The organism is Streptococcus sp. CF8_St5-17, from assembly GCF_024295665.1.
Lineage (GTDB): Bacteria > Bacillota > Bacilli > Lactobacillales > Streptococcaceae > Streptococcus.
This window is the reverse complement of the sequence record NZ_JANCOU010000005.1, coordinates 23473-40179: the sequence shown is the minus strand read 5'-3', so window position 1 is coordinate 40179 and position 16707 is coordinate 23473. Positions and strand designations below refer to the sequence as shown.

The following is a 16707-nucleotide window of genomic DNA, read 5'->3' as shown; positions in this document are numbered from 1 at the left end:
GACAATGAAAAAAGTTGCCATTGTAGGAGCAGGGATTGTAGGGGCAACGGCCGCCTACTACCTCTCTAAAGAAGCAGATATCGAAGTAACTGTCTTTGATCATGGATACGGCCAAGCGACCAAGGCAGCTGCAGGAATCATCAGTCCTTGGTTCTCTAAACGACGTAATAAAGCTTGGTACAAGATGGCTCGCCTAGGAGCAGACTTTTATGTAGATTTATTAGCTGATTTAGAAAAAACTGGTCAAAAGGTTGATTTCTACCAGCGCTCAGGAGTCTTCCTTCTCAAAAAAGATGATTCCAAGCTCGAGGAACTCTATGATTTAGCCTTGCAACGTAGAGATGAATCTCCCTTAATTGGCGAATTAGCCATTTTGGACCAAGCTGCTGCAAGCAGCCTATTCCCTGGTCTAAAGGGATTTGAGAGATTGCTCTATGCTTCTGGAGGAGCTCGAGTAGATGGGCAACTCCTAGTGAGTCTCTTGCTTGAAGCCAGTCAAGTGAAGGTTGTAAAGAAAGAGGTTAGTCTAACCCCTCTATCATCAGGCTTTCAGATAGACAATCAAGTTTTTGATCAAATTATTTTATCTACAGGAGCTTGGCTTGGTCACATCTTAGAGCCTTTAGGATATGAGGTAGACGTTCGTCCACAAAAAGGTCAACTTAGAGATTATCAAGTGCCACAAGACATGGGAGCTTATCCTGTAGTTATGCCTGAAGGGGAGTGGGATTTGATACCATTTCCAGGCGGTAAGTTATCTCTAGGAGCTACCCATGAAAATGATATGGGATTTGACCTAACAGTTGATGAAAATTTGCTTCAGCAAATGGCTGAGGCAGCGAGTCCATTTTATCCTAACTTAAAAGATACAATGATAAGTGGTGAGCGCGTGGGGATTCGTGCCTATACAAGTGATTTCTCTCCATTCTTTGGACAGGTTCCAAACTTATCAGGAGTCTATACAGCAAGTGGTCTAGGATCTTCAGGCTTAACGACCGGCCCTATTATAGGCTATCATTTAGCTCAAATGCTTCAGGGGAGAAGTGGAGTATTAGATCCGGCTGATTATCCGACCGAAAGATATATTAAAAAGAAACAATCGTAAATCTTTTACTTAGTTTTTACGGTAGTATTAGGAAAGTAAATGACTTTCTCTATCAAAAATGGTAAAATGAAAAAAATAATCCAAGAATTGAGGAAATAAAATGCAAGAAAAAATTCTGGTAACGGGTGGAGCAGGTTTTATTGGAAGTCACACTGTCATTGAACTGGTTCAAGCCGGACACCAAGTTGTTGTCGTGGATAATTTGGTCAATAGTAGTCGTAAAAGTCTTGAAGTAGTTGAAAGAATCACAGGCGTAGAAATTCCTTTCTACGAAGCAGATATTCGTGATACAGATACACTTCGTGATATTTTCAAACATGAAGAACCAACAGGAGTCATCCATTTTGCTGGTTTGAAGGCTGTAGGAGAATCTACACGTATCCCACTTGCCTACTATGATAACAATATCGCAGGAACTGTCAGTCTCTTGAAAGTTATGGAAGAGACAAACTGTAAGAACATCATCTTCAGCTCATCAGCAACAGTTTATGGAGATCCGCATACAGTTCCAATCCTCGAAGATTTCCCACTTTCAGCTACCAACCCTTATGGTCGTACCAAGCTAATGCTTGAAGAAATCTTAACAGATATCTATAAAGCAGACTCAGAATGGAATGTTGTTTTACTTCGCTACTTCAACCCAATTGGAGCGCATGAGAGTGGAGATTTAGGAGAAAATCCAAACGGTATTCCAAACAACCTCTTGCCATATGTGACACAAGTTGCAGTTGGTAAGTTGGAACAAGTCCAAGTATTTGGGGATGACTACGATACTGAAGATGGAACAGGTGTACGTGACTATATCCACGTTGTTGACCTTGCGAAAGGACACGTTGCAGCACTTAAGAAACTTCAAAAAGGTTCAGGACTCAACATTTATAACCTTGGTACAGGAAAAGGTTATTCTGTCCTTGAAATTATCCAAAATATGGAAAAAGCAGTTGGTCGCCCAATTCCTTACCGTATTGTTGAACGCCGCCCAGGGGATATTGCAGCTTGCTACTCAGATCCAGCAAAAGCTAAGGAAGAGTTAGGTTGGGAAGCAGAGCTTGGCATCACAGAAATGTGTCAAGATGCATGGCGTTGGCAAAGTCAACATCCAAATGGATTTGAAGACTAATCATTTGATTAAACAAAAAAGAGGAAGTAAGTCCTCTTTTTTAATACTTTATATGTGCTTGTGTGATAGAAAAACGTCTTAAAAGAACAGTTTATTTATTATTGAAATATTGGAACAATTAAATGTAAAATTGTATAAAATTAGTCTAGCAAAAGACTATAATTTTCTAGAAAATTATGCTACACTAGAGGGAGTGGAAATTAGAAATCTATGGCCCACCAAATTTTAAGATTCATCTATGATTAGAGCACGAGTAGGGCAATTTTTAACGGCTTCTAAAGCATCGTCGCTACAAGGAATTTCTTTCTCTAATTGTTCAGGATCATCGAAAAAACGGACGATACCATTATCATGGTAATCAAATAATTCTGAATAAGTTTGGCAGAGCCCACAGGCGATGCAACGTTCGGGTATAAGTCTAATCTTCATATTTATATTGTAATAAGAAACTAAAAAAATCTCAAGGAGTAAGGTATGGAAAAGGAACCGTGGCAAGAAGATATTTATGAGGAAAACAAGGAAGAGTCGAGAAGTGAGCACCATTCTAGAAGTGGAAAGTGGGCTTTTCTTACAGCGAATAACATTTTAACAACCCTGGCTATCATTTTCTTTATTGTTGTTATAGGTATGATTATTGTTTTAATATACTTATCTTCGGGTGGAAGTGATAGAACATCAGCTTTGAAGGATTTTTATGATTCTGCAAATCCTAAAGTTGAAGAAGTAACTACTGTAACGACAGAAACAACTACGGTAGCTACTACTGAGTCTGGCGAACAACAAAATACTACAGAGGCACATACTGACTCTGAAGGAACAATCACAGTTTTACCAGGAGAGGGTGAAGCAGCGATTGCAGCTCGTGCTGGAATCTCTATTGCTCAACTGGAAGCCTTGAATCCTGGTCATATGTCTTCAGGAACTTGGTTTGCAAATCCTGGTGATGTCCTTAAGACAAGATAGGAGTGACAATGAAAACAATTCAGATTGCTATTGATGGACCAGCTTCAAGTGGTAAAAGTACAGTAGCAAAGATCATTGCTAAGGACTTTGGCTATACTTATCTGGATACGGGCGCTATGTATCGCGCTGCGACTTATATGGCCTTGAAAAACCAAATAAGTCCAGAAGAACCTTCTCAACTCCTTGAATTATTGGAGCAATATCCAATTAGCTTTGGACGTGCTGAAAATGGAGAGCAGCTTGTTTTCGTTGGAGATGTTGAGGTGACAAATCCAATCCGAGAAAATGAAGTAACAAACGCTGTTTCTGCCTTTGCCGCTATTCCAGCTGTTCGAGAGAAACTGGTTGCCCTCCAGCAAGAGATTGCTAAACAAGGTGGTATTGTTATGGATGGGCGCGATATTGGTACTGTGGTCTTGCCTCAGGCTGAATTGAAGATTTTTCTAGTAGCATCTGTAGATGAGCGTGCAGAGCGTCGTTACAAGGAAAATCTTTCAAAGGGAATTGAAACCGATTTGGAAACTTTGAAAGAAGAGATTGCTGCGCGTGATTATAAAGATAGTCATCGTGAAACTTCGCCTCTCAAGCAAGCTGTGGATGCAATCTATTTGGATACGACTGGCCTCTCTATTCTAGAAGTTGTTGAAAAAATCAAATCAGAAGCTCAAAAACGTTTATAAGAAACTTTAAAACGATTAACCAAGTTTGGGTTAATCGTTTTTTATCATGATTTGTCAAATAGTCTGTTTTAAGGTATAATAGTTGCTGTTAAAGAAAATTTGACATTCAAATAATCATAAATGTTTAAGGAGATAAAATGAGTCAACTACCAAATTGCCCAAAATGTAATTCAGAATACGTATATGAAGATGGCACACTTCTCGTTTGTCCAGAATGTGCTTACGAGTGGAATCCTGCTGAACAAGTTGAAGCAGAAGAAGGTATTGTTGCTATCGATGCAAATGGAAACAAACTAGCCGATGGAGATACAGTTACCTTGATTAAGGACCTTAAGGTCAAAGGTGCTCCTAAAGACCTCAAACAAGGAACTCGTGTGAAAAATATCCGTATTGTTGAAGGTGACCACAACATCGATTGTAAAATTGATGGTTTTGGTGCTATGAAGCTAAAATCAGAATTTGTGAAGAAGATTTAATGATGTTACAAAATAAAAAAATTATATTTTATAGCCGTGTTCTTCTATTTATAGCTGCCTTTCTTGGTGTTTATTTGGAGATTACTAAGCATGGCGGTTTTGGGATGTTGCTCTACTATACAGTCCTTTCTAACCTTTTGGTGACACTTTTTACAGGTTATCTGTTGTTAAAGATGCGTAGTGACGATGATAGTTGGCAAAGCCCAGTTATTTTGAGACTCAAAGGTGGTGTCACCATGAGTATCATGATTACCTGTGTCATTTACCATTTTATGCTGGCACCAATCGCGACAGATTTTTACCGTCTGGAAAATTTCCTTTGTCATTATATCGTGCCCCTCTGGTTTCTAGCTGATACACTTTTCTTTGACAAAAGTCGTCAATATAAGTGGTTTGATCCTATTGTATGGACAGTCTTACCTCTGCTATATATGGGATTTGCTATCTTGAACGGTTTAGTTCTCAAAATGAATATCCCAAATTCTAAGGATAATCCTTTCCCTTATTTCTTTTTAAATGCCAATAAACATGGTTGGGGCTTTGTCTTTAGATGGGCAGCTATCATTTTTGTTGCCTACATGGTTTCAGGATATCTGTTTTATCTTGTGAAAAGCATTAAAAAATCAAAGAAATAAAATAGTACCCTATAGGGGTACTATTTTTGTTTGTGACAATTGTACCCGGACAAATGAACTTTTTTAATCTTGTGATGTAGTCATTTCTATTTTACAATAAAAGTGTAGCTACCAATAAAACAATTGAGGAAGAAGAAATGACTGAAAATCGTTATGAATTAAATAAGAATTTGGCACAGATGCTCAAGGGTGGCGTCATCATGGATGTTCAAAACCCTGAGCAAGCAAGAATTGCTGAGGCTGCAGGTGCGGCAGCAGTTATGGCTTTGGAGCGAATCCCGGCTGATATTCGTGCAGCGGGTGGTGTATCTCGCATGAGTGATCCAAAGATGATTAAGGAAATCCAAGAAGCTGTTAGCATTCCGGTTATGGCTAAGGTTCGAATTGGTCATTTTGTTGAAGCTCAAATTTTAGAAGCAATCGAGATTGACTATATCGATGAGAGTGAAGTGTTATCACCAGCTGACGACCGTTTTCATGTAGACAAGAAAGAATTTCAAGTTCCATTTGTTTGTGGTGCTAAAGACCTAGGAGAAGCCTTGCGTCGTATCGCTGAAGGAGCTTCTATGATCCGTACAAAAGGGGAACCAGGAACAGGAGACATCGTTCAGGCGGTTCGTCATATGCGTATGATGAATCAAGAAATTCGCCGCATTCAAAACCTCCGTGAGGACGAGTTATATGTTGCTGCAAAAGAACTCCAAGTACCTGTAGAATTAGTTCAATATGTCCACGAACATGGAAAATTACCAGTTGTCAACTTTGCAGCTGGAGGGGTTGCAACACCAGCGGACGCTGCTCTTATGATGCAGCTAGGTGCAGAAGGTGTGTTTGTTGGCTCAGGGATTTTCAAATCAGGTGATCCTGTTAAACGTGCGGCAGCAATTGTTAAGGCAGTTACAAATTATCAGAATCCTCAAATTCTAGCTCAAATCTCTGAAGACTTGGGAGAAGCCATGGTTGGTATCAACGAGAATGAAATCCAAATTCTCATGGCTGAGCGAGGAAAATAGATGAAAATCGGAATCTTGGCCTTGCAAGGTGCCTTTGTAGAACACGAGAAAATGCTTGATCAACTAGGAGTTGAAAGTATTGAACTGCGAAACCTAGAAGATTTTCAGCAACACCAGAGTGACCTGTCGGGGTTAATCTTGCCAGGGGGAGAGTCTACAACTATGGGGAAACTGTTGCGAGATCAGCAGATGCTCATTCCTATAAGAGAGGCTATTCTCAATGGTTTACCAGTCTTTGGAACTTGTGCGGGTTTAATTTTGCTAGCAAAACAAATCACTTCTAAAGAGGAAAGCCATCTAGCGATTATGGATATAGTAGTAGAGCGCAATGCCTATGGACGTCAGCTAGGAAGCTTTTATACAGAAGCTGACTGCAAGGGTGTTGGTAAAATTCCAATGACGTTTATCCGTGGCCCGATTATCAGTAGTGTTGGTGACAGTGTTGATGTTCTAGCGATTGTGAACAATCAAATCGTTGCGGCACAAGAAAAGAATATGTTGGTAACCTCCTTTCATCCTGAATTGACAAATGATCTTCGCCTGCATCAGTACTTTATGAATATGTGTAAATAAAAAAAGAGGTTGGGATTTTTCCCAACTTCTTTTTTACATGTAATAAACAATAGCAATATATTGGAGAGCAGAGGCTGCTAGGATAAAGAGATGCCAAATCATATGGAAGTATGGTTTCTTTTTAGCGTAGAATCCAGCGCCAACTGTATAGCAAAGGCCACCTGATACCATAAGACTCCAAAACATTGGGCTTGTCTGACTGATGATTGCTGGTAAGATAGCCAATACAAGCCATCCCATGATGAGGTAAAGGATGAGACTGAATTTTTCATTGACCTTCTTGGCAAAGATTTTATAAAGAATACCGAAAATAGTTGTTCCCCACTGAATGGCGATAATCAGATAACCAAACCAATTATTCATCAGGGTTAAAACCACCGGGGTATAAGAACCTGCAATGGCAACATAAATCATGGAATGGTCGATGATACGAAGCACGTACTTATGAGTGGAACCATAAGCCATAGAATGATAAATAGTTGATGATAAGAACATGAGAAAAAGGCTGATGACGAAGATGGAAACACCGATAGACGATAAGAAACCATGTGCCTCATAACTGTAAGTAGATGAAATGGGAAGTAGGATGAGCATGATAAATGCTCCTACAGCATGGGTGACACTGTTGGCAATTTCTTCTCCAAAACTAAGTTGTTTACTAAGTTTGAAACTAGTATTCATTTGTTTCCTCCTCTGGGGTTTCTGTATAGACTAGTGCAAGTGTTTGATGATAGAGTTTGACCGTTTGGCAGCTTGCCTGGATAATGGGATTAGCTGGATCAATATCTTCATTCATATAGTCCACAAAAGCATTGTAAAGTTCTTCTGAATTAGTGTCTGTGTGTAGGGTATTAAGAGTTTGAGCAATTTCTTGGATAGAAAAAACAGACTTGAGAGTGGTAATAGCAATCAATCGCGCGATTTGTTTGCGTTGGTATTTTTTCTTTTCAGGTTTACTGATATAACCGTGTTTGACATAGTTGTTCACCATGGATGCTGTCAAACCTTTCTCCTTGTCAGGAGAGGCAGGAGGACAGATTTGATTGACATAAAGCAGAACCTGGTCCAGATAGAGATTGATACTTGGAATTTCTTCCCATTTTGGATAGGAAAAAGTGGGATTCATTTTCAACTCCTTTTTATCTAGTTTTAATAACTAGATTATAAAATATTAGAAATAATAAGTCAAGTTTCAAGTGCTTGTAGAAAGAAATATTTTATGCTATGATGAGAGAAAATAGTATGAAAAGAGGATAAATGATGGAGATTCGCTTAGCCTTTCCAAACGAAGTTGATGCAATTATACAAGTGATTGAGGGAGCCAAGAAATGTTTGGCAGAAGCTGGTAGCACTCAGTGGCAAAACGGCTACCCAGATGCAGATACCATTATTGAAGATATCATCTCTGGTCAAGCTTATGTAGCCTTAGACGAAGGTGATCTCTTAGCCTATGCAGCAGTGACTAAGAGCCCCGAAAAAGCTTATGAAGCAATTTATGATGGCAACTGGGAGGGAAATGAAGCAGAATACTTAGTATTTCACCGTATTGCTGTTGCTAGAGACTCGCAAGGTCAAGGTGTTGCTCAGACCTTTTTAGAAGGCTTGGTTGAAGGCTTCGATTACCTAGATTTTCGTTCAGATACGCACGCTAAAAACATAGCCATGCAGCATATCTTTGAAAAACTTGGCTTCAAACAGGTTGGTAAAGTTCCAGTAGACGGGGAACGCTTGGCCTATCAAAAATTAAAATCAAATGCCTAAGAAGTATGTAAAGATGCTATACAAGTCACCGATTGGCCCCCTATCTCTGGTAGCAGATGACCATTTTTTGTTTGGGATATGGATTGAAGAAGAGAGCGATTTTGAGAAGGGATTATCTGAAAATGATGTGACTGTTGTTGAGAGTCATCCCATTTTAAATCAAATTACTTCCTATTTAGAAACTTATTTTAAGGGGCAAGATCAAGACTTATCTGGATTACCTTTAGCTCCTGTCGGTAGTGATTTTGAAAAAAGAGTCTGGAACTACTTGCGAGGAATTCCTTTTGGTCAGACAGTTACTTATGGGCAAATAGCTAAGGACCTGCAGGTGGCTTCTGCTCAAGCAGTCGGAGGAGCAGTAGGTCGCAATCCTTGGTCTATCCTTGTACCCTGTCACCGTGTGCTAGGTGCTGGAGGACGTCTGACAGGCTATGCTTGGGGACTCGAAAAGAAGGCTTGGCTTTTGAGGCATGAAGGTGCAAGTTATCAAGAAAATAAAAAATAGAAAGAGAAGAAAATGTTAGAATTTATCGAATATCCAAAATGTACAACTTGTAAAAAAGCTAAGAAAGAATTAGATCAACTCGGACTAGAATATAAAGACGTTCATATCGTTGAAGAGACTCCGAGTGAAAAGGTCATTTTAAACTGGCTCGAAACTTCGGGATTTGAATTGAAGCAATTTTTCAATACTAGTGGAATCAAATATCGTGAACTCGGATTGAAAGATAAGGTTGGAACATTGTCAAACAAAGAAGCAGCCAAACTCTTGGCTAGTGATGGTATGCTGTTAAAACGTCCGATACTAGTAGAAAACGGTCTTGTAAAACAGATCGGTTATCGTCAAACATACGATAAGTTAGACTTGAATTAGTTTTTTTCTATCTCTTCGATAGGTAAAATATATAACCTCCCACTTTTAAAGTATGATACACTAGAAGGTAGATGAAGTCTGATATGCTCGTAGCAAATATTTTTAATTAGAGCATAAGTATGATAGAATGAATCATTATCTTGAGAGGATGTTTCTATGAATGTTACAACGATTTTAGCATCTGATTGGTATCAAAATTTGATGCAATATATTCCAGATGGCAAACTTTTTAGTTTGCGTTCTGTCTTTGATGGGATTCCAAGAATTGTACAGCAATTACCTACAACATTGATGTTAACGGTATTTGGTGCCTTTTTTGGTATCATGCTAGCCCTAGTCTTTGCTATCGTTAAAATCAACCGAGTTAGATTTATTTACCCATTACAAGCCTTTTTTGTTAGTTTCCTAAAAGGAACTCCAATTTTAGTACAACTCATGTTGACTTATTATGGAATTCCATTAGCTTTGAAAGCCTTGAATCAACAATGGGGAACTTCTCTGAACATTAATGCGATTCCAGCAGCAACATTTGCGATTGTGGCTTTTGCTTTTAACGAGGCGGCCTATGCCAGCGAAACTCTTCGTGCGGCAATTCTTTCTGTAAATCCAGGTGAAATTGAAGCTGCTCGTAGTCTTGGTATGACACGTGCGCAAGTTTATCGTCGTGTGATTATTCCCAATGCAGCAGTAGTTGCAACACCAACCTTGATTAACTCCTTGATTGGCTTGACCAAGGGGACTTCCCTAGCCTTCAGTGCAGGTGTTGTAGAAGTCTTTGCCCAAGCTCAGATTTTGGGTGGTGCAGACTATCGTTACTTTGAACGTTTCATCTCAGTAGCTCTCGTCTATTGGGTGGTAAATATCGTTATTGAAAATCTTGGCCGTTTCATTGAAAGAAAAATGGCTATTACAGCACCAGATAATGTTGAGACAGATGTGAAAGGAGAGCTTCGCTAATGATTAAAATTTCAAATTTAAGCAAATCCTTTTCAGGTCAAACCGTTTTGGACCATCTGAACTTAGATATTCAAAAAGGAGAAGTTGTTGCCTTAATTGGTTCTTCAGGAGCTGGGAAATCAACTTTTCTTCGTAGCCTAAACTATCTAGAAACTCCTGATAGTGGTTCTATTCAGATTGATGATTTCAAAGTTGATTTTTCTCAAATTACGCAAGAAGAAATTCTAACTCTTCGTCGCAAACTATCCATGGTTTTCCAACAGTTTAATTTATTTGAGCGTAGAACAGCGCTAGAAAATGTTAAAGAAGGCTTGGTTGTCGTTAAAAAACTATCGGACGAAGAAGCGACTAGGATTGCCAAGGAAGAGTTGGCTAAGGTTGGGCTTTCTGATCGTGAACAGCATTATCCGCGTCACTTGTCTGGGGGACAAAAACAACGGGTTGCAATAGCGCGTGCTCTAGCCATGAAACCAGACGTCTTACTCTTGGATGAACCGACTTCAGCACTGGATCCAGAATTGGTTGGTGAGGTAGAAAGATCGATTGCCAATGCTGCAAAATCAGGTCAAACCATGGTTTTGGTTAGTCATGATATGTCATTTGTTGCTCAGGTTGCGGATAAGGTTTTATTCTTGGATAAAGGAAAGATTATTGAATCTGGAACACCGGATGAGATTATCAACCATCCTAAAGAAGAACGAACAAAAGAGTTCTTTGCTAGTTACAAACGGACCTATATCTGATATAATAGAAGATAAGAAAAACTCAGTTGGCTAAGCTAACTGGGTTTGCTCTTTAAAAATAATAGAAATGAGAGAGAGCATGCTAGTTCAGCTATTTGCTTTGTATTTAGAGAGTTTGGTTTTGACGATTTTACTAGTCTTGGTTGTCTTAGGGATTTGGATTGGTTTAAGAGCTCTATCAGGTGTGGATAAAACTGCTAAGGAGCGTCAGGCTCACCTCTATGATATGATTATGATTGGAGTTCTAACAATTCCAGTATTATCTTTTGCAACCATGAGCATCTTGTTGGTTCTCAAGACTTAATAGTTGTCAAATAGGATTTTATCCGTTAGAATAAGAATAGTTACAACAAGAAAGAAGGAAATAGAATGTACGATACGATTATTATCGGTGCAGGTCCTGCTGGGATGACTGCAGCCTTGTATGCAGCTCGCAGCAATCTCAAAGTAGCTTTGATTGAAGGTGGTCTTCCTGGCGGTCAGATGAACAATACTTCTGACATCGAAAACTATCCAGGTTATGCTAACATTAGTGGACCTGAGTTAGCAGAAAAGATGTTTGAACCTCTTGAAAATCTAGGTGTTGAACATCTCTATGGCTTTGTAGAAAATATTGAGAACCATGGTGATGTTAAGAAAGTAATCACAGACGATGAAGAATTTGAAACTCGCACAGTTATCGTAGCGACTGGTTCTAAGCACCGTCTCCTGGGAGTTTCAGGAGAAGAAGAACTAAATAGTCGTGGAGTTTCCTACTGTGCGGTTTGTGATGGAGCCTTTTTCCGTGACCAAGATTTGTTGGTTGTAGGTGGTGGTGACTCAGCGGTTGAGGAAGCAATCTTCTTAACACAGTTTGCCAAAACTGTAACCATCGTTCACCGTCGTGATGAGCTTCGTGCTCAAAAAGTCTTGCAAGACCGCGCCTTTGCAAATGAAAAAATCAACTTCATTTGGGATTCTGTCGTAAAAGAAATCAAGGGTGAAAACCGTGTGGAGTCAGTTGTCATTGAAAATGTTAAAACAAATCAAGTGACTGAACATGCCTTTGGTGGTGTCTTTATCTATGTTGGTTTAGATCCAGTCAGCGATTTTACAAAAGATTTACAAATCCAAGATGAGTCAGGTTGGATTGTGACAGATGACCATATGAAGACAAGTGTTGCAGGTGTCTTTGCAGTTGGAGATGTTCGTCAGAAAGACCTTCGCCAAGTTACAACAGCAGTTGGAGATGGTGCGATTGCAGGTCAAGAAGCCTATAAATATATTACTGAACACAGTTAAAAAAGAGAGTGGGACAGAAATCGGTAATTCGGTAGAATTCGATTTCGTCGTCCCACCTCCGCACAGTTGAGTAGGGCTGTAAAAGCTGTTGAAATCAGCGTAGTAGAGCCCACTCAACCACTGCGTCTTGCTCGACAATCCAAAGACAATTGAGAGGCTAGGACTTTTGTCCCAGCCTCTTTATTATAATCGATTGCGGAAGACTTCGTACATAAGAATAGCAGCAGCAACGCTTGCATTGAGACTCTGTACATGTCCATTCATTGGAATGGTGATCATCTCGTCCACTTGTTTTTTGATGTTGCTAGAGATTCCCTTACCTTCATTCCCGATAATGAGGGCAATCTTTCCTTTGGTATTCCATTTGTGGCAAGGAGTTCCATTCATATCCGTTCCAAAAGTCCAGAAGCCTTCTTCTTTAAGTTTATCTAAGGTTTGGCTGAGATTGGTTACGCGGGCGATAGGAACGTGCTCAATAGCACCAGTGGCTGTCTTTGCAACTACGGGTGTCACACCAACAGCTCGATGTTTTGGAATGATGACACCTGAAACATTGGTTGCATCTGCCGTTCTTAGGATAGAGCCTAAGTTGTGAGGGTCTGTTAGTCCATCTAGAATCAATAGTAGTGGATTTTCTTCTTGACGAGTCTTAGCAAGAATCTGCTCAAGTTCAGTATAGGCAAATTCAGAAACACGTAAGACGAATCCCTGGTGGACAGCTCCTTCAGTCATCTCGGAAAGTGATTTTTTTGAAGTCCAAGAGATGGATACTTTCTTTTCAGTAGCCAGTTCCTTGACCTTTTCTACATTCTTACCCCGTAAATCATCCTGGAGATAGAGTTTGTTTCCAGTATTTGCTAACAGTGCTTCGGTAACGGCGTGAACGCCATAGACAATATCATTTGTTTTCATGGCTCTATTATAACATAAAACCCCGTTGTCGAACGGGATTTTCTTTATTCCAAAATGAGTAAACCTTCTTTGACTGCGAAAGGATCCTTCTCATTGATACGATCGTAAAACATGACACCATTTAAGTGGTCGATTTCATGTTGAACAACGATGGAGTTGTAGCCTTTGAGTTTGATGCGATGCTTTTCGCCATCCTTATCAAAATAGTCAACAGTTACTCGAGCGTGGCGGATAACATAGCCTGGAACCGCACGGTCAACAGACAAGCAACCTTCTCCCTCGCCTAGGGCAGCGTCTTGTACTGAGTGGGATACAATTTTAGGATTGTACATAATAGCCTGTAAGTCATAGGCTTCTTGAGGTGTTTCACCTTCCTCAGTGATATTTGGTACCAGCACGGCGATGATGCGTTTTGAGATATCTAGTTGTGGTGCTGCAAGACCAACTCCACCACGTAGCCCTAACTTTTCAGCCATAACTGGGTCTTGTGAGTGTTTTAAAAATTGCATCATTTTCTCACCAAGGATGATGTCTTGATCGCTCAATGGGAAAGTTACTTCCTCAGCGACAGCTCGTAGGGTTGGATTGCCCTCGCGGATAATATCTTTCATGTCGATTAAATGTGAAGCTTTTGTAATACGTTCTATAGCAGACATTTTCTCTCCTTCCTTCCATTACAATTACATGATAACACAAAACAGTTGAGAAAGAAAGTCACAGAAGTTGCTAATAAAGGGAAATACCTATTTGTCTGTGGTATAATAAGGTAAGGAGACTTGCATCAAAAAGCAAGGAGAAAAGATATGGAAAAACGTAGTAGAAGAAAACAAAAGCAATCAGGCATACCAGTTGTCAAAGTGTCTATCCAATTTTTCAAAAATTACCGACATTGGAGTAATAAAACTTTTATTGTGGTTTTATTGATTGTTGTTGCTTTCTCGATGGCCTTGACCTTATTAGCCCAAGGGATAAAGGGAGTTCCATTGTGGAATAGTAATGCAACTACAGTGAGTCAAAATTCGGACTCGAAAGAGAAGAATTCTGTAACGGAACAGGAAACAAGTGCTCGAATTATGGCAAACGGTGATTTGCTCTACCATGACATTATTTATATTTCAGCAAAAAAGGCGGATGGGACCTACGATTTTCATGAAAATTTTGAATACGTAAAACCTTGGCTTAAGCAAGCGGACTTAGTTCTTGGTGATTTCGAAGGAACTGTAAATAAAGACCACTATCTTGCTGGATACCCCTTGTTTAATGCCCCAGGTGAAGTTATGGATGCTATCAAAGATGCAGGCTATCAAGTACTAGACTTGGCTCACAATCATATCTTGGATTCTCAGATTGAGGGAGTAGTTTCAACTGCAGATGCTATTGAAAAAGCAGGAATGACACCAGTCGGAGTCTATACTCATGAATCCCGGGATAAGGCGCCTTTAGTTATCAAGGAAGTCAATGGTATTAAAGTTGCTATTTTGGCTTATTCCTATGGTTTTAACGGCATTGAACAAAGCATTTCTCAAGAGGATTATAATCGTTATCTTTCAGATTTAGATGAAGATAAGATGAAGGCTGAAATCGAGAGGGCTGAAAAAGAAGCAGATATCACGGTCATCATGCCTCAGATGGGAGTTGAGTATCAAATTGAGCCGACTGAGGAGCAAAAGAAACTTTACCATAAAATGATTGATTGGGGAGCTGATATTATCTTCGGTGGACATCCTCACGTTGTTGAACCTGCTGAAACGGTTGAAAAAGACGGTGATAAAAAGCTCATCATCTACTCTATGGGAAATTTTATCTCAAATCAACGGATTGAAACCATGCAGGATGTTGAAAACGCTAAATGGACGGAACGTGGAGTCCTCATGGATGTGACTATTAAGAAAAAATCAGGTAAGACGACCATAGAAACTGCCAAAGCCCATCCAAGCTGGGTTAGTCGTACTCCAAAGGGAGGCTATTCTCCAGAAGGGTATCCACTCTATCTTTACCAAACCTATATCTTGGAAGATTTTATAGAGGGAGGAAAATACCGCAGTCAGTTAGATGAGGCTACCAAGGAACGGGTAGACATAGCTTACAAAGAAATGAATGAGCATGTAGGTTTGAAGTGGTAGTTATTTGAACTACAAGGAGACATGATGGAAATTAAGATTATTGCGACAGACATGGATGGAACCTTGTTAGACCCGAGAGGTCAGCTGGATCTTCCTCGTCTAGAGAAAATTATAGATCAGTTAGACCGACGTGGCGTTCGTTTTGTCATTGCAACAGGAAATGAAATTCATCGTATGCGTCAATTACTGGGACATCTGGCAGAGAGAGTAGTTCTCGTTGTTGCTAACGGTGCTCGTATATTTGAAAACAATGAATTACTTCAAGCACAAACTTGGGATGACGATATGGTTGATAAAGCTTTAGCTCATTTCAAAGGCAGAGAATGCCAAAATCAGTTTGTTGTAACTGCTGTGAATGGTGGTTTTGTCAAGGAAGGTACAGTTTTTACAGAACTTGATAAATTTATGACACCAGAGATGATTAAAAAGCTCTATCAACGAATGAACTTTGTTGATGAATTTGACCCTAATCTCTTCGGTGGTGTTCTCAAGATGAGCATGGTAGTTGGTAAAGAACGATCCGAATCGGTTTTACAGGAAATTAATGACTTATTTGATGGGCATGTACGAGCTGTTTCCAGCGGTTATGGCTGTATTGATATCTTACAAGATAGGATTCATAAAGCGTGGGGGCTAGTAGAATTGCTCAAACGTTGGAACTTAAAACCTGAACAAATCATGGCCTTTGGTGATAGTGAAAATGACATTGAAATGTTAGAGTTGGCCGGAATTTCATACGCTATGGAAAATGCAGAAGAGGCTGTTAAGAGAGTTGCGACAAAAGTAGCTCCAGCCAACAGTCAGGCGGGTGTTTACAAAGTTTTAGAGAACTGGCTAGAAAGAGGAGAATAACTTGGCAGTACAGCTATTAGAAAATTGGCTCTTAAAAGAGCAGGAGAAAATCCAAACCAAGTATCGTGAACTCAACCAGATTTCTGTAATTGAACCAGATATCATCTTTATTGGAGATTCTATTGTTGAGTATTATCCCTTGCAAGAATTACTAGGGACAACAAAGACCATTGTGAACCGAGGTATTCGAGGCTATCAAACTGGACTTTTACTAGATAACCTTGATGCCCACCTCTATGGTGATGCAGTGGATCAAATCGTGCTTTTGATTGGGACCAATGACATCGGGAAAGATGTTCCAATGAGTCAAGCATTAACGAATCTTGAAAGTGTAATTCAAAGTATTTCTCGTGACTATCCGCTGTCACAGATTAAGCTAGTTTCTATTATGCCAGTTCATCAAGGGGAAGAATACAAACAGACAGTTTATATTCGCACAAATGAGAAAATCAAGGCCTGGAACCAAGCCTATCAAGAGCTAGCTTCTGCATACATGCAGGTAGAATATGTGTCTGCTTTTGAAGAGCTACTCGATCAGGAAGGGCAACTCAAATCTGACTATACAACAGATGGGCTTCACCTTAGCGTTTCTGGCTATCAGGCTCTATCAGAAACCTTGAAAACTAGACTTTTCTAGAC

23 protein-coding genes are annotated in these 16707 nt (G+C 39.7%); 18 read left to right on the top strand and 5 right to left on the bottom strand.

Translation table 11 applies throughout. The features are described 5' to 3' along the window. Window positions 1-4 precede the first annotated feature (4 nt). Together NMM19_RS05410 and galE are read left to right on the top strand one after the other, a co-directional pair. Entirely contained in the window at window positions 5-1105 is a 1101-nt protein-coding gene (locus tag NMM19_RS05410; RefSeq protein WP_254730289.1) for an FAD-binding oxidoreductase, read from the top strand. 100 nt (window positions 1106-1205) lie between these two features. Next, window positions 1206-2225: a UDP-glucose 4-epimerase GalE gene (gene galE, locus NMM19_RS05405; RefSeq protein WP_254730287.1), complete on the top strand. Its 1020-nt coding sequence runs from the start codon at window positions 1206-1208 to the stop codon at window positions 2223-2225. Window positions 2226-2450: 225 nt separating this feature from the next. Here galE and NMM19_RS05400 read toward each other — a convergent pair whose 3' ends face one another. Next, complete coding sequence (locus NMM19_RS05400) at window positions 2451-2654, bottom strand: ferredoxin (protein ID WP_178894778.1); 204 nt, start codon at window positions 2652-2654, stop codon at window positions 2451-2453. A gap of 45 nt (window positions 2655-2699) precedes the next feature. Between NMM19_RS05400 and NMM19_RS05395 the strand changes: the two genes are divergently transcribed. The 6 genes from NMM19_RS05395 to pdxT all read left to right on the top strand — a co-directional run bounded on the left by NMM19_RS05395 (window position 2700) and on the right by pdxT (window position 6565). After that, on the top strand, window positions 2700-3188 hold the full coding sequence (locus tag NMM19_RS05395; RefSeq protein ID WP_254730284.1) for an SAG1386/EF1546 family surface-associated protein: 489 nt from the start codon (window positions 2700-2702) through the stop codon (window positions 3186-3188). An 8-nt stretch (window positions 3189-3196) separates the two neighbouring features. Beyond that, on the top strand, window positions 3197-3868 hold the full coding sequence (gene cmk, locus NMM19_RS05390) for a (d)CMP kinase (protein ID WP_254730282.1): 672 nt from the start codon (window positions 3197-3199) through the stop codon (window positions 3866-3868). Between the two features lie 137 nt (window positions 3869-4005). Next, complete coding sequence (locus tag NMM19_RS05385) at window positions 4006-4344, top strand: zinc ribbon domain-containing protein YjdM (protein WP_214261677.1); 339 nt, start codon at window positions 4006-4008, stop codon at window positions 4342-4344. 2 nt (window positions 4345-4346) lie between these two features. Further along, window positions 4347-4979 carry a Pr6Pr family membrane protein gene (locus NMM19_RS05380; RefSeq protein WP_251935471.1) on the top strand — a complete coding sequence of 211 codons (633 nt, stop codon included), beginning with the start codon at window positions 4347-4349 and terminating at the stop codon, window positions 4977-4979. 137 nt (window positions 4980-5116) lie between these two features. Further along, entirely contained in the window at window positions 5117-5992 is an 876-nt protein-coding gene (pdxS, locus tag NMM19_RS05375) for a pyridoxal 5'-phosphate synthase lyase subunit PdxS (RefSeq protein ID WP_006153788.1), read from the top strand. Further along, entirely contained in the window at window positions 5993-6565 is a 573-nt protein-coding gene (gene pdxT / locus NMM19_RS05370; protein ID WP_254730279.1) for a pyridoxal 5'-phosphate synthase glutaminase subunit PdxT, read from the top strand. Between the two features lie 33 nt (window positions 6566-6598). On the opposite strand, the gene NMM19_RS05365 is transcribed toward pdxT, so the two are convergent. Both NMM19_RS05365 and NMM19_RS05360 read right to left on the bottom strand, forming a co-directional pair. Continuing rightward, window positions 6599-7246, bottom strand: coding sequence for a hemolysin III family protein (locus NMM19_RS05365; RefSeq protein WP_254730276.1), 648 nt, complete (start codon window positions 7244-7246; stop codon window positions 6599-6601). Continuing rightward, a complete protein-coding gene (locus tag NMM19_RS05360; protein WP_254730274.1) occupies window positions 7236-7691 on the bottom strand; it encodes a DUF1836 domain-containing protein in 456 nt (151 codons plus the stop codon). Before NMM19_RS05360 ends, NMM19_RS05365 begins: the two co-directional genes overlap by 11 nt. 134 nt (window positions 7692-7825) lie before the next feature. Here NMM19_RS05360 and NMM19_RS05355 point away from each other — a divergent pair, with 134 nt between their 5' ends. From NMM19_RS05355 to trxB, 7 genes are all read left to right on the top strand, one after another. Continuing rightward, complete coding sequence (locus NMM19_RS05355) at window positions 7826-8326, top strand: GNAT family N-acetyltransferase (RefSeq protein WP_254730502.1); 501 nt, start codon at window positions 7826-7828, stop codon at window positions 8324-8326. After that, the gene (locus NMM19_RS05350) at window positions 8319-8831 is read left to right on the top strand and encodes a methylated-DNA--[protein]-cysteine S-methyltransferase (protein ID WP_254730271.1); all 513 of its coding nucleotides are present in this window, start codon (window positions 8319-8321) and stop codon (window positions 8829-8831) included. Before NMM19_RS05355 ends, NMM19_RS05350 begins: the two co-directional genes overlap by 8 nt. A gap of 12 nt (window positions 8832-8843) precedes the next feature. Continuing rightward, window positions 8844-9200, top strand: coding sequence for a Spx/MgsR family RNA polymerase-binding regulatory protein (locus tag NMM19_RS05345; protein WP_254730268.1), 357 nt, complete (start codon window positions 8844-8846; stop codon window positions 9198-9200). A gap of 156 nt (window positions 9201-9356) precedes the next feature. Then, entirely contained in the window at window positions 9357-10157 is an 801-nt protein-coding gene (locus NMM19_RS05340) for an amino acid ABC transporter permease (RefSeq protein WP_254730265.1), read from the top strand. After that, entirely contained in the window at window positions 10157-10900 is a 744-nt protein-coding gene (locus NMM19_RS05335; protein ID WP_254730262.1) for an amino acid ABC transporter ATP-binding protein, read from the top strand. The genes NMM19_RS05340 and NMM19_RS05335 overlap by 1 nt, the downstream gene beginning before the upstream one ends. Before the next feature lie 79 nt (window positions 10901-10979). Beyond that, entirely contained in the window at window positions 10980-11204 is a 225-nt protein-coding gene (locus tag NMM19_RS05330; RefSeq protein WP_254730259.1) for a DUF4059 family protein, read from the top strand. A 65-nt stretch (window positions 11205-11269) separates the two neighbouring features. After that, window positions 11270-12181: a thioredoxin-disulfide reductase gene (trxB, locus tag NMM19_RS05325; RefSeq protein WP_178894788.1), complete on the top strand. Its 912-nt coding sequence runs from the start codon at window positions 11270-11272 to the stop codon at window positions 12179-12181. A gap of 183 nt (window positions 12182-12364) precedes the next feature. Here trxB and rlmB read toward each other — a convergent pair whose 3' ends face one another. Beyond that, window positions 12365-13093: a 23S rRNA (guanosine(2251)-2'-O)-methyltransferase RlmB gene (gene rlmB / locus NMM19_RS05320; RefSeq protein WP_254730256.1), complete on the bottom strand. Its 729-nt coding sequence runs from the start codon at window positions 13091-13093 to the stop codon at window positions 12365-12367. A gap of 44 nt (window positions 13094-13137) precedes the next feature. Then, window positions 13138-13749 (bottom strand): peptide deformylase, encoded by a 612-nt coding sequence (def, locus tag NMM19_RS05315; protein WP_251935501.1) that lies wholly within the window; start codon window positions 13747-13749, stop codon window positions 13138-13140. A 147-nt stretch (window positions 13750-13896) separates the two neighbouring features. On the opposite strand from def, the gene NMM19_RS05310 reads away from it, so the two are divergent. Genes NMM19_RS05310 through NMM19_RS05300 form a run of 3 tightly spaced genes read left to right on the top strand, consistent with a single transcriptional unit; the run spans window position 13897 to window position 16705 of the window. Next, window positions 13897-15216, top strand: coding sequence for a CapA family protein (locus NMM19_RS05310; RefSeq protein ID WP_254730253.1), 1320 nt, complete (start codon window positions 13897-13899; stop codon window positions 15214-15216). A 24-nt stretch (window positions 15217-15240) separates the two neighbouring features. Next, entirely contained in the window at window positions 15241-16068 is an 828-nt protein-coding gene (locus tag NMM19_RS05305) for a Cof-type HAD-IIB family hydrolase (RefSeq protein WP_254730250.1), read from the top strand. Between the two features lies 1 nt (window position 16069). Continuing rightward, entirely contained in the window at window positions 16070-16705 is a 636-nt protein-coding gene (locus NMM19_RS05300) for an SGNH/GDSL hydrolase family protein (RefSeq protein WP_254730247.1), read from the top strand. The last annotated feature ends 2 nt before the right edge of the window (window positions 16706-16707 follow it).

What these genes read in the sequence shown, in the direction of transcription:
- def (WP_251935501.1), bottom strand. Translation starts at nt 13,749, where the DNA reads ATGTCTGCTATAGAACGTATTACAAAAGCTTCACATTTAATCGACATG.
- NMM19_RS05395 (WP_254730284.1), top strand. Translation starts at nt 2,700, where the DNA reads ATGGAAAAGGAACCGTGGCAAGAAGATATTTATGAGGAAAACAAGGAA.
- galE (WP_254730287.1), top strand. Translation starts at nt 1,206, where the DNA reads ATGCAAGAAAAAATTCTGGTAACGGGTGGAGCAGGTTTTATTGGAAGT.
- NMM19_RS05410 (WP_254730289.1), top strand. Translation starts at nt 5, where the DNA reads ATGAAAAAAGTTGCCATTGTAGGAGCAGGGATTGTAGGGGCAACGGCC.
- NMM19_RS05340 (WP_254730265.1), top strand. Translation starts at nt 9,357, where the DNA reads ATGAATGTTACAACGATTTTAGCATCTGATTGGTATCAAAATTTGATG.
- NMM19_RS05360 (WP_254730274.1), bottom strand. Translation starts at nt 7,691, where the DNA reads ATGAATCCCACTTTTTCCTATCCAAAATGGGAAGAAATTCCAAGTATC.
- NMM19_RS05335 (WP_254730262.1), top strand. Translation starts at nt 10,157, where the DNA reads ATGATTAAAATTTCAAATTTAAGCAAATCCTTTTCAGGTCAAACCGTT.
- NMM19_RS05400 (WP_178894778.1), bottom strand. Translation starts at nt 2,654, where the DNA reads ATGAAGATTAGACTTATACCCGAACGTTGCATCGCCTGTGGGCTCTGC.
- NMM19_RS05330 (WP_254730259.1), top strand. Translation starts at nt 10,980, where the DNA reads ATGCTAGTTCAGCTATTTGCTTTGTATTTAGAGAGTTTGGTTTTGACG.
- NMM19_RS05365 (WP_254730276.1), bottom strand. Translation starts at nt 7,246, where the DNA reads ATGAATACTAGTTTCAAACTTAGTAAACAACTTAGTTTTGGAGAAGAA.
- NMM19_RS05345 (WP_254730268.1), top strand. Translation starts at nt 8,844, where the DNA reads ATGTTAGAATTTATCGAATATCCAAAATGTACAACTTGTAAAAAAGCT.
- trxB (WP_178894788.1), top strand. Translation starts at nt 11,270, where the DNA reads ATGTACGATACGATTATTATCGGTGCAGGTCCTGCTGGGATGACTGCA.
- cmk (WP_254730282.1), top strand. Translation starts at nt 3,197, where the DNA reads ATGAAAACAATTCAGATTGCTATTGATGGACCAGCTTCAAGTGGTAAA.
- pdxS (WP_006153788.1), top strand. Translation starts at nt 5,117, where the DNA reads ATGACTGAAAATCGTTATGAATTAAATAAGAATTTGGCACAGATGCTC.
- NMM19_RS05350 (WP_254730271.1), top strand. Translation starts at nt 8,319, where the DNA reads ATGCCTAAGAAGTATGTAAAGATGCTATACAAGTCACCGATTGGCCCC.
- NMM19_RS05355 (WP_254730502.1), top strand. Translation starts at nt 7,826, where the DNA reads ATGGAGATTCGCTTAGCCTTTCCAAACGAAGTTGATGCAATTATACAA.
- pdxT (WP_254730279.1), top strand. Translation starts at nt 5,993, where the DNA reads ATGAAAATCGGAATCTTGGCCTTGCAAGGTGCCTTTGTAGAACACGAG.
- rlmB (WP_254730256.1), bottom strand. Translation starts at nt 13,093, where the DNA reads ATGAAAACAAATGATATTGTCTATGGCGTTCACGCCGTTACCGAAGCA.
- NMM19_RS05305 (WP_254730250.1), top strand. Translation starts at nt 15,241, where the DNA reads ATGGAAATTAAGATTATTGCGACAGACATGGATGGAACCTTGTTAGAC.
- NMM19_RS05310 (WP_254730253.1), top strand. Translation starts at nt 13,897, where the DNA reads ATGGAAAAACGTAGTAGAAGAAAACAAAAGCAATCAGGCATACCAGTT.
- NMM19_RS05380 (WP_251935471.1), top strand. Translation starts at nt 4,347, where the DNA reads ATGTTACAAAATAAAAAAATTATATTTTATAGCCGTGTTCTTCTATTT.
- NMM19_RS05385 (WP_214261677.1), top strand. Translation starts at nt 4,006, where the DNA reads ATGAGTCAACTACCAAATTGCCCAAAATGTAATTCAGAATACGTATAT.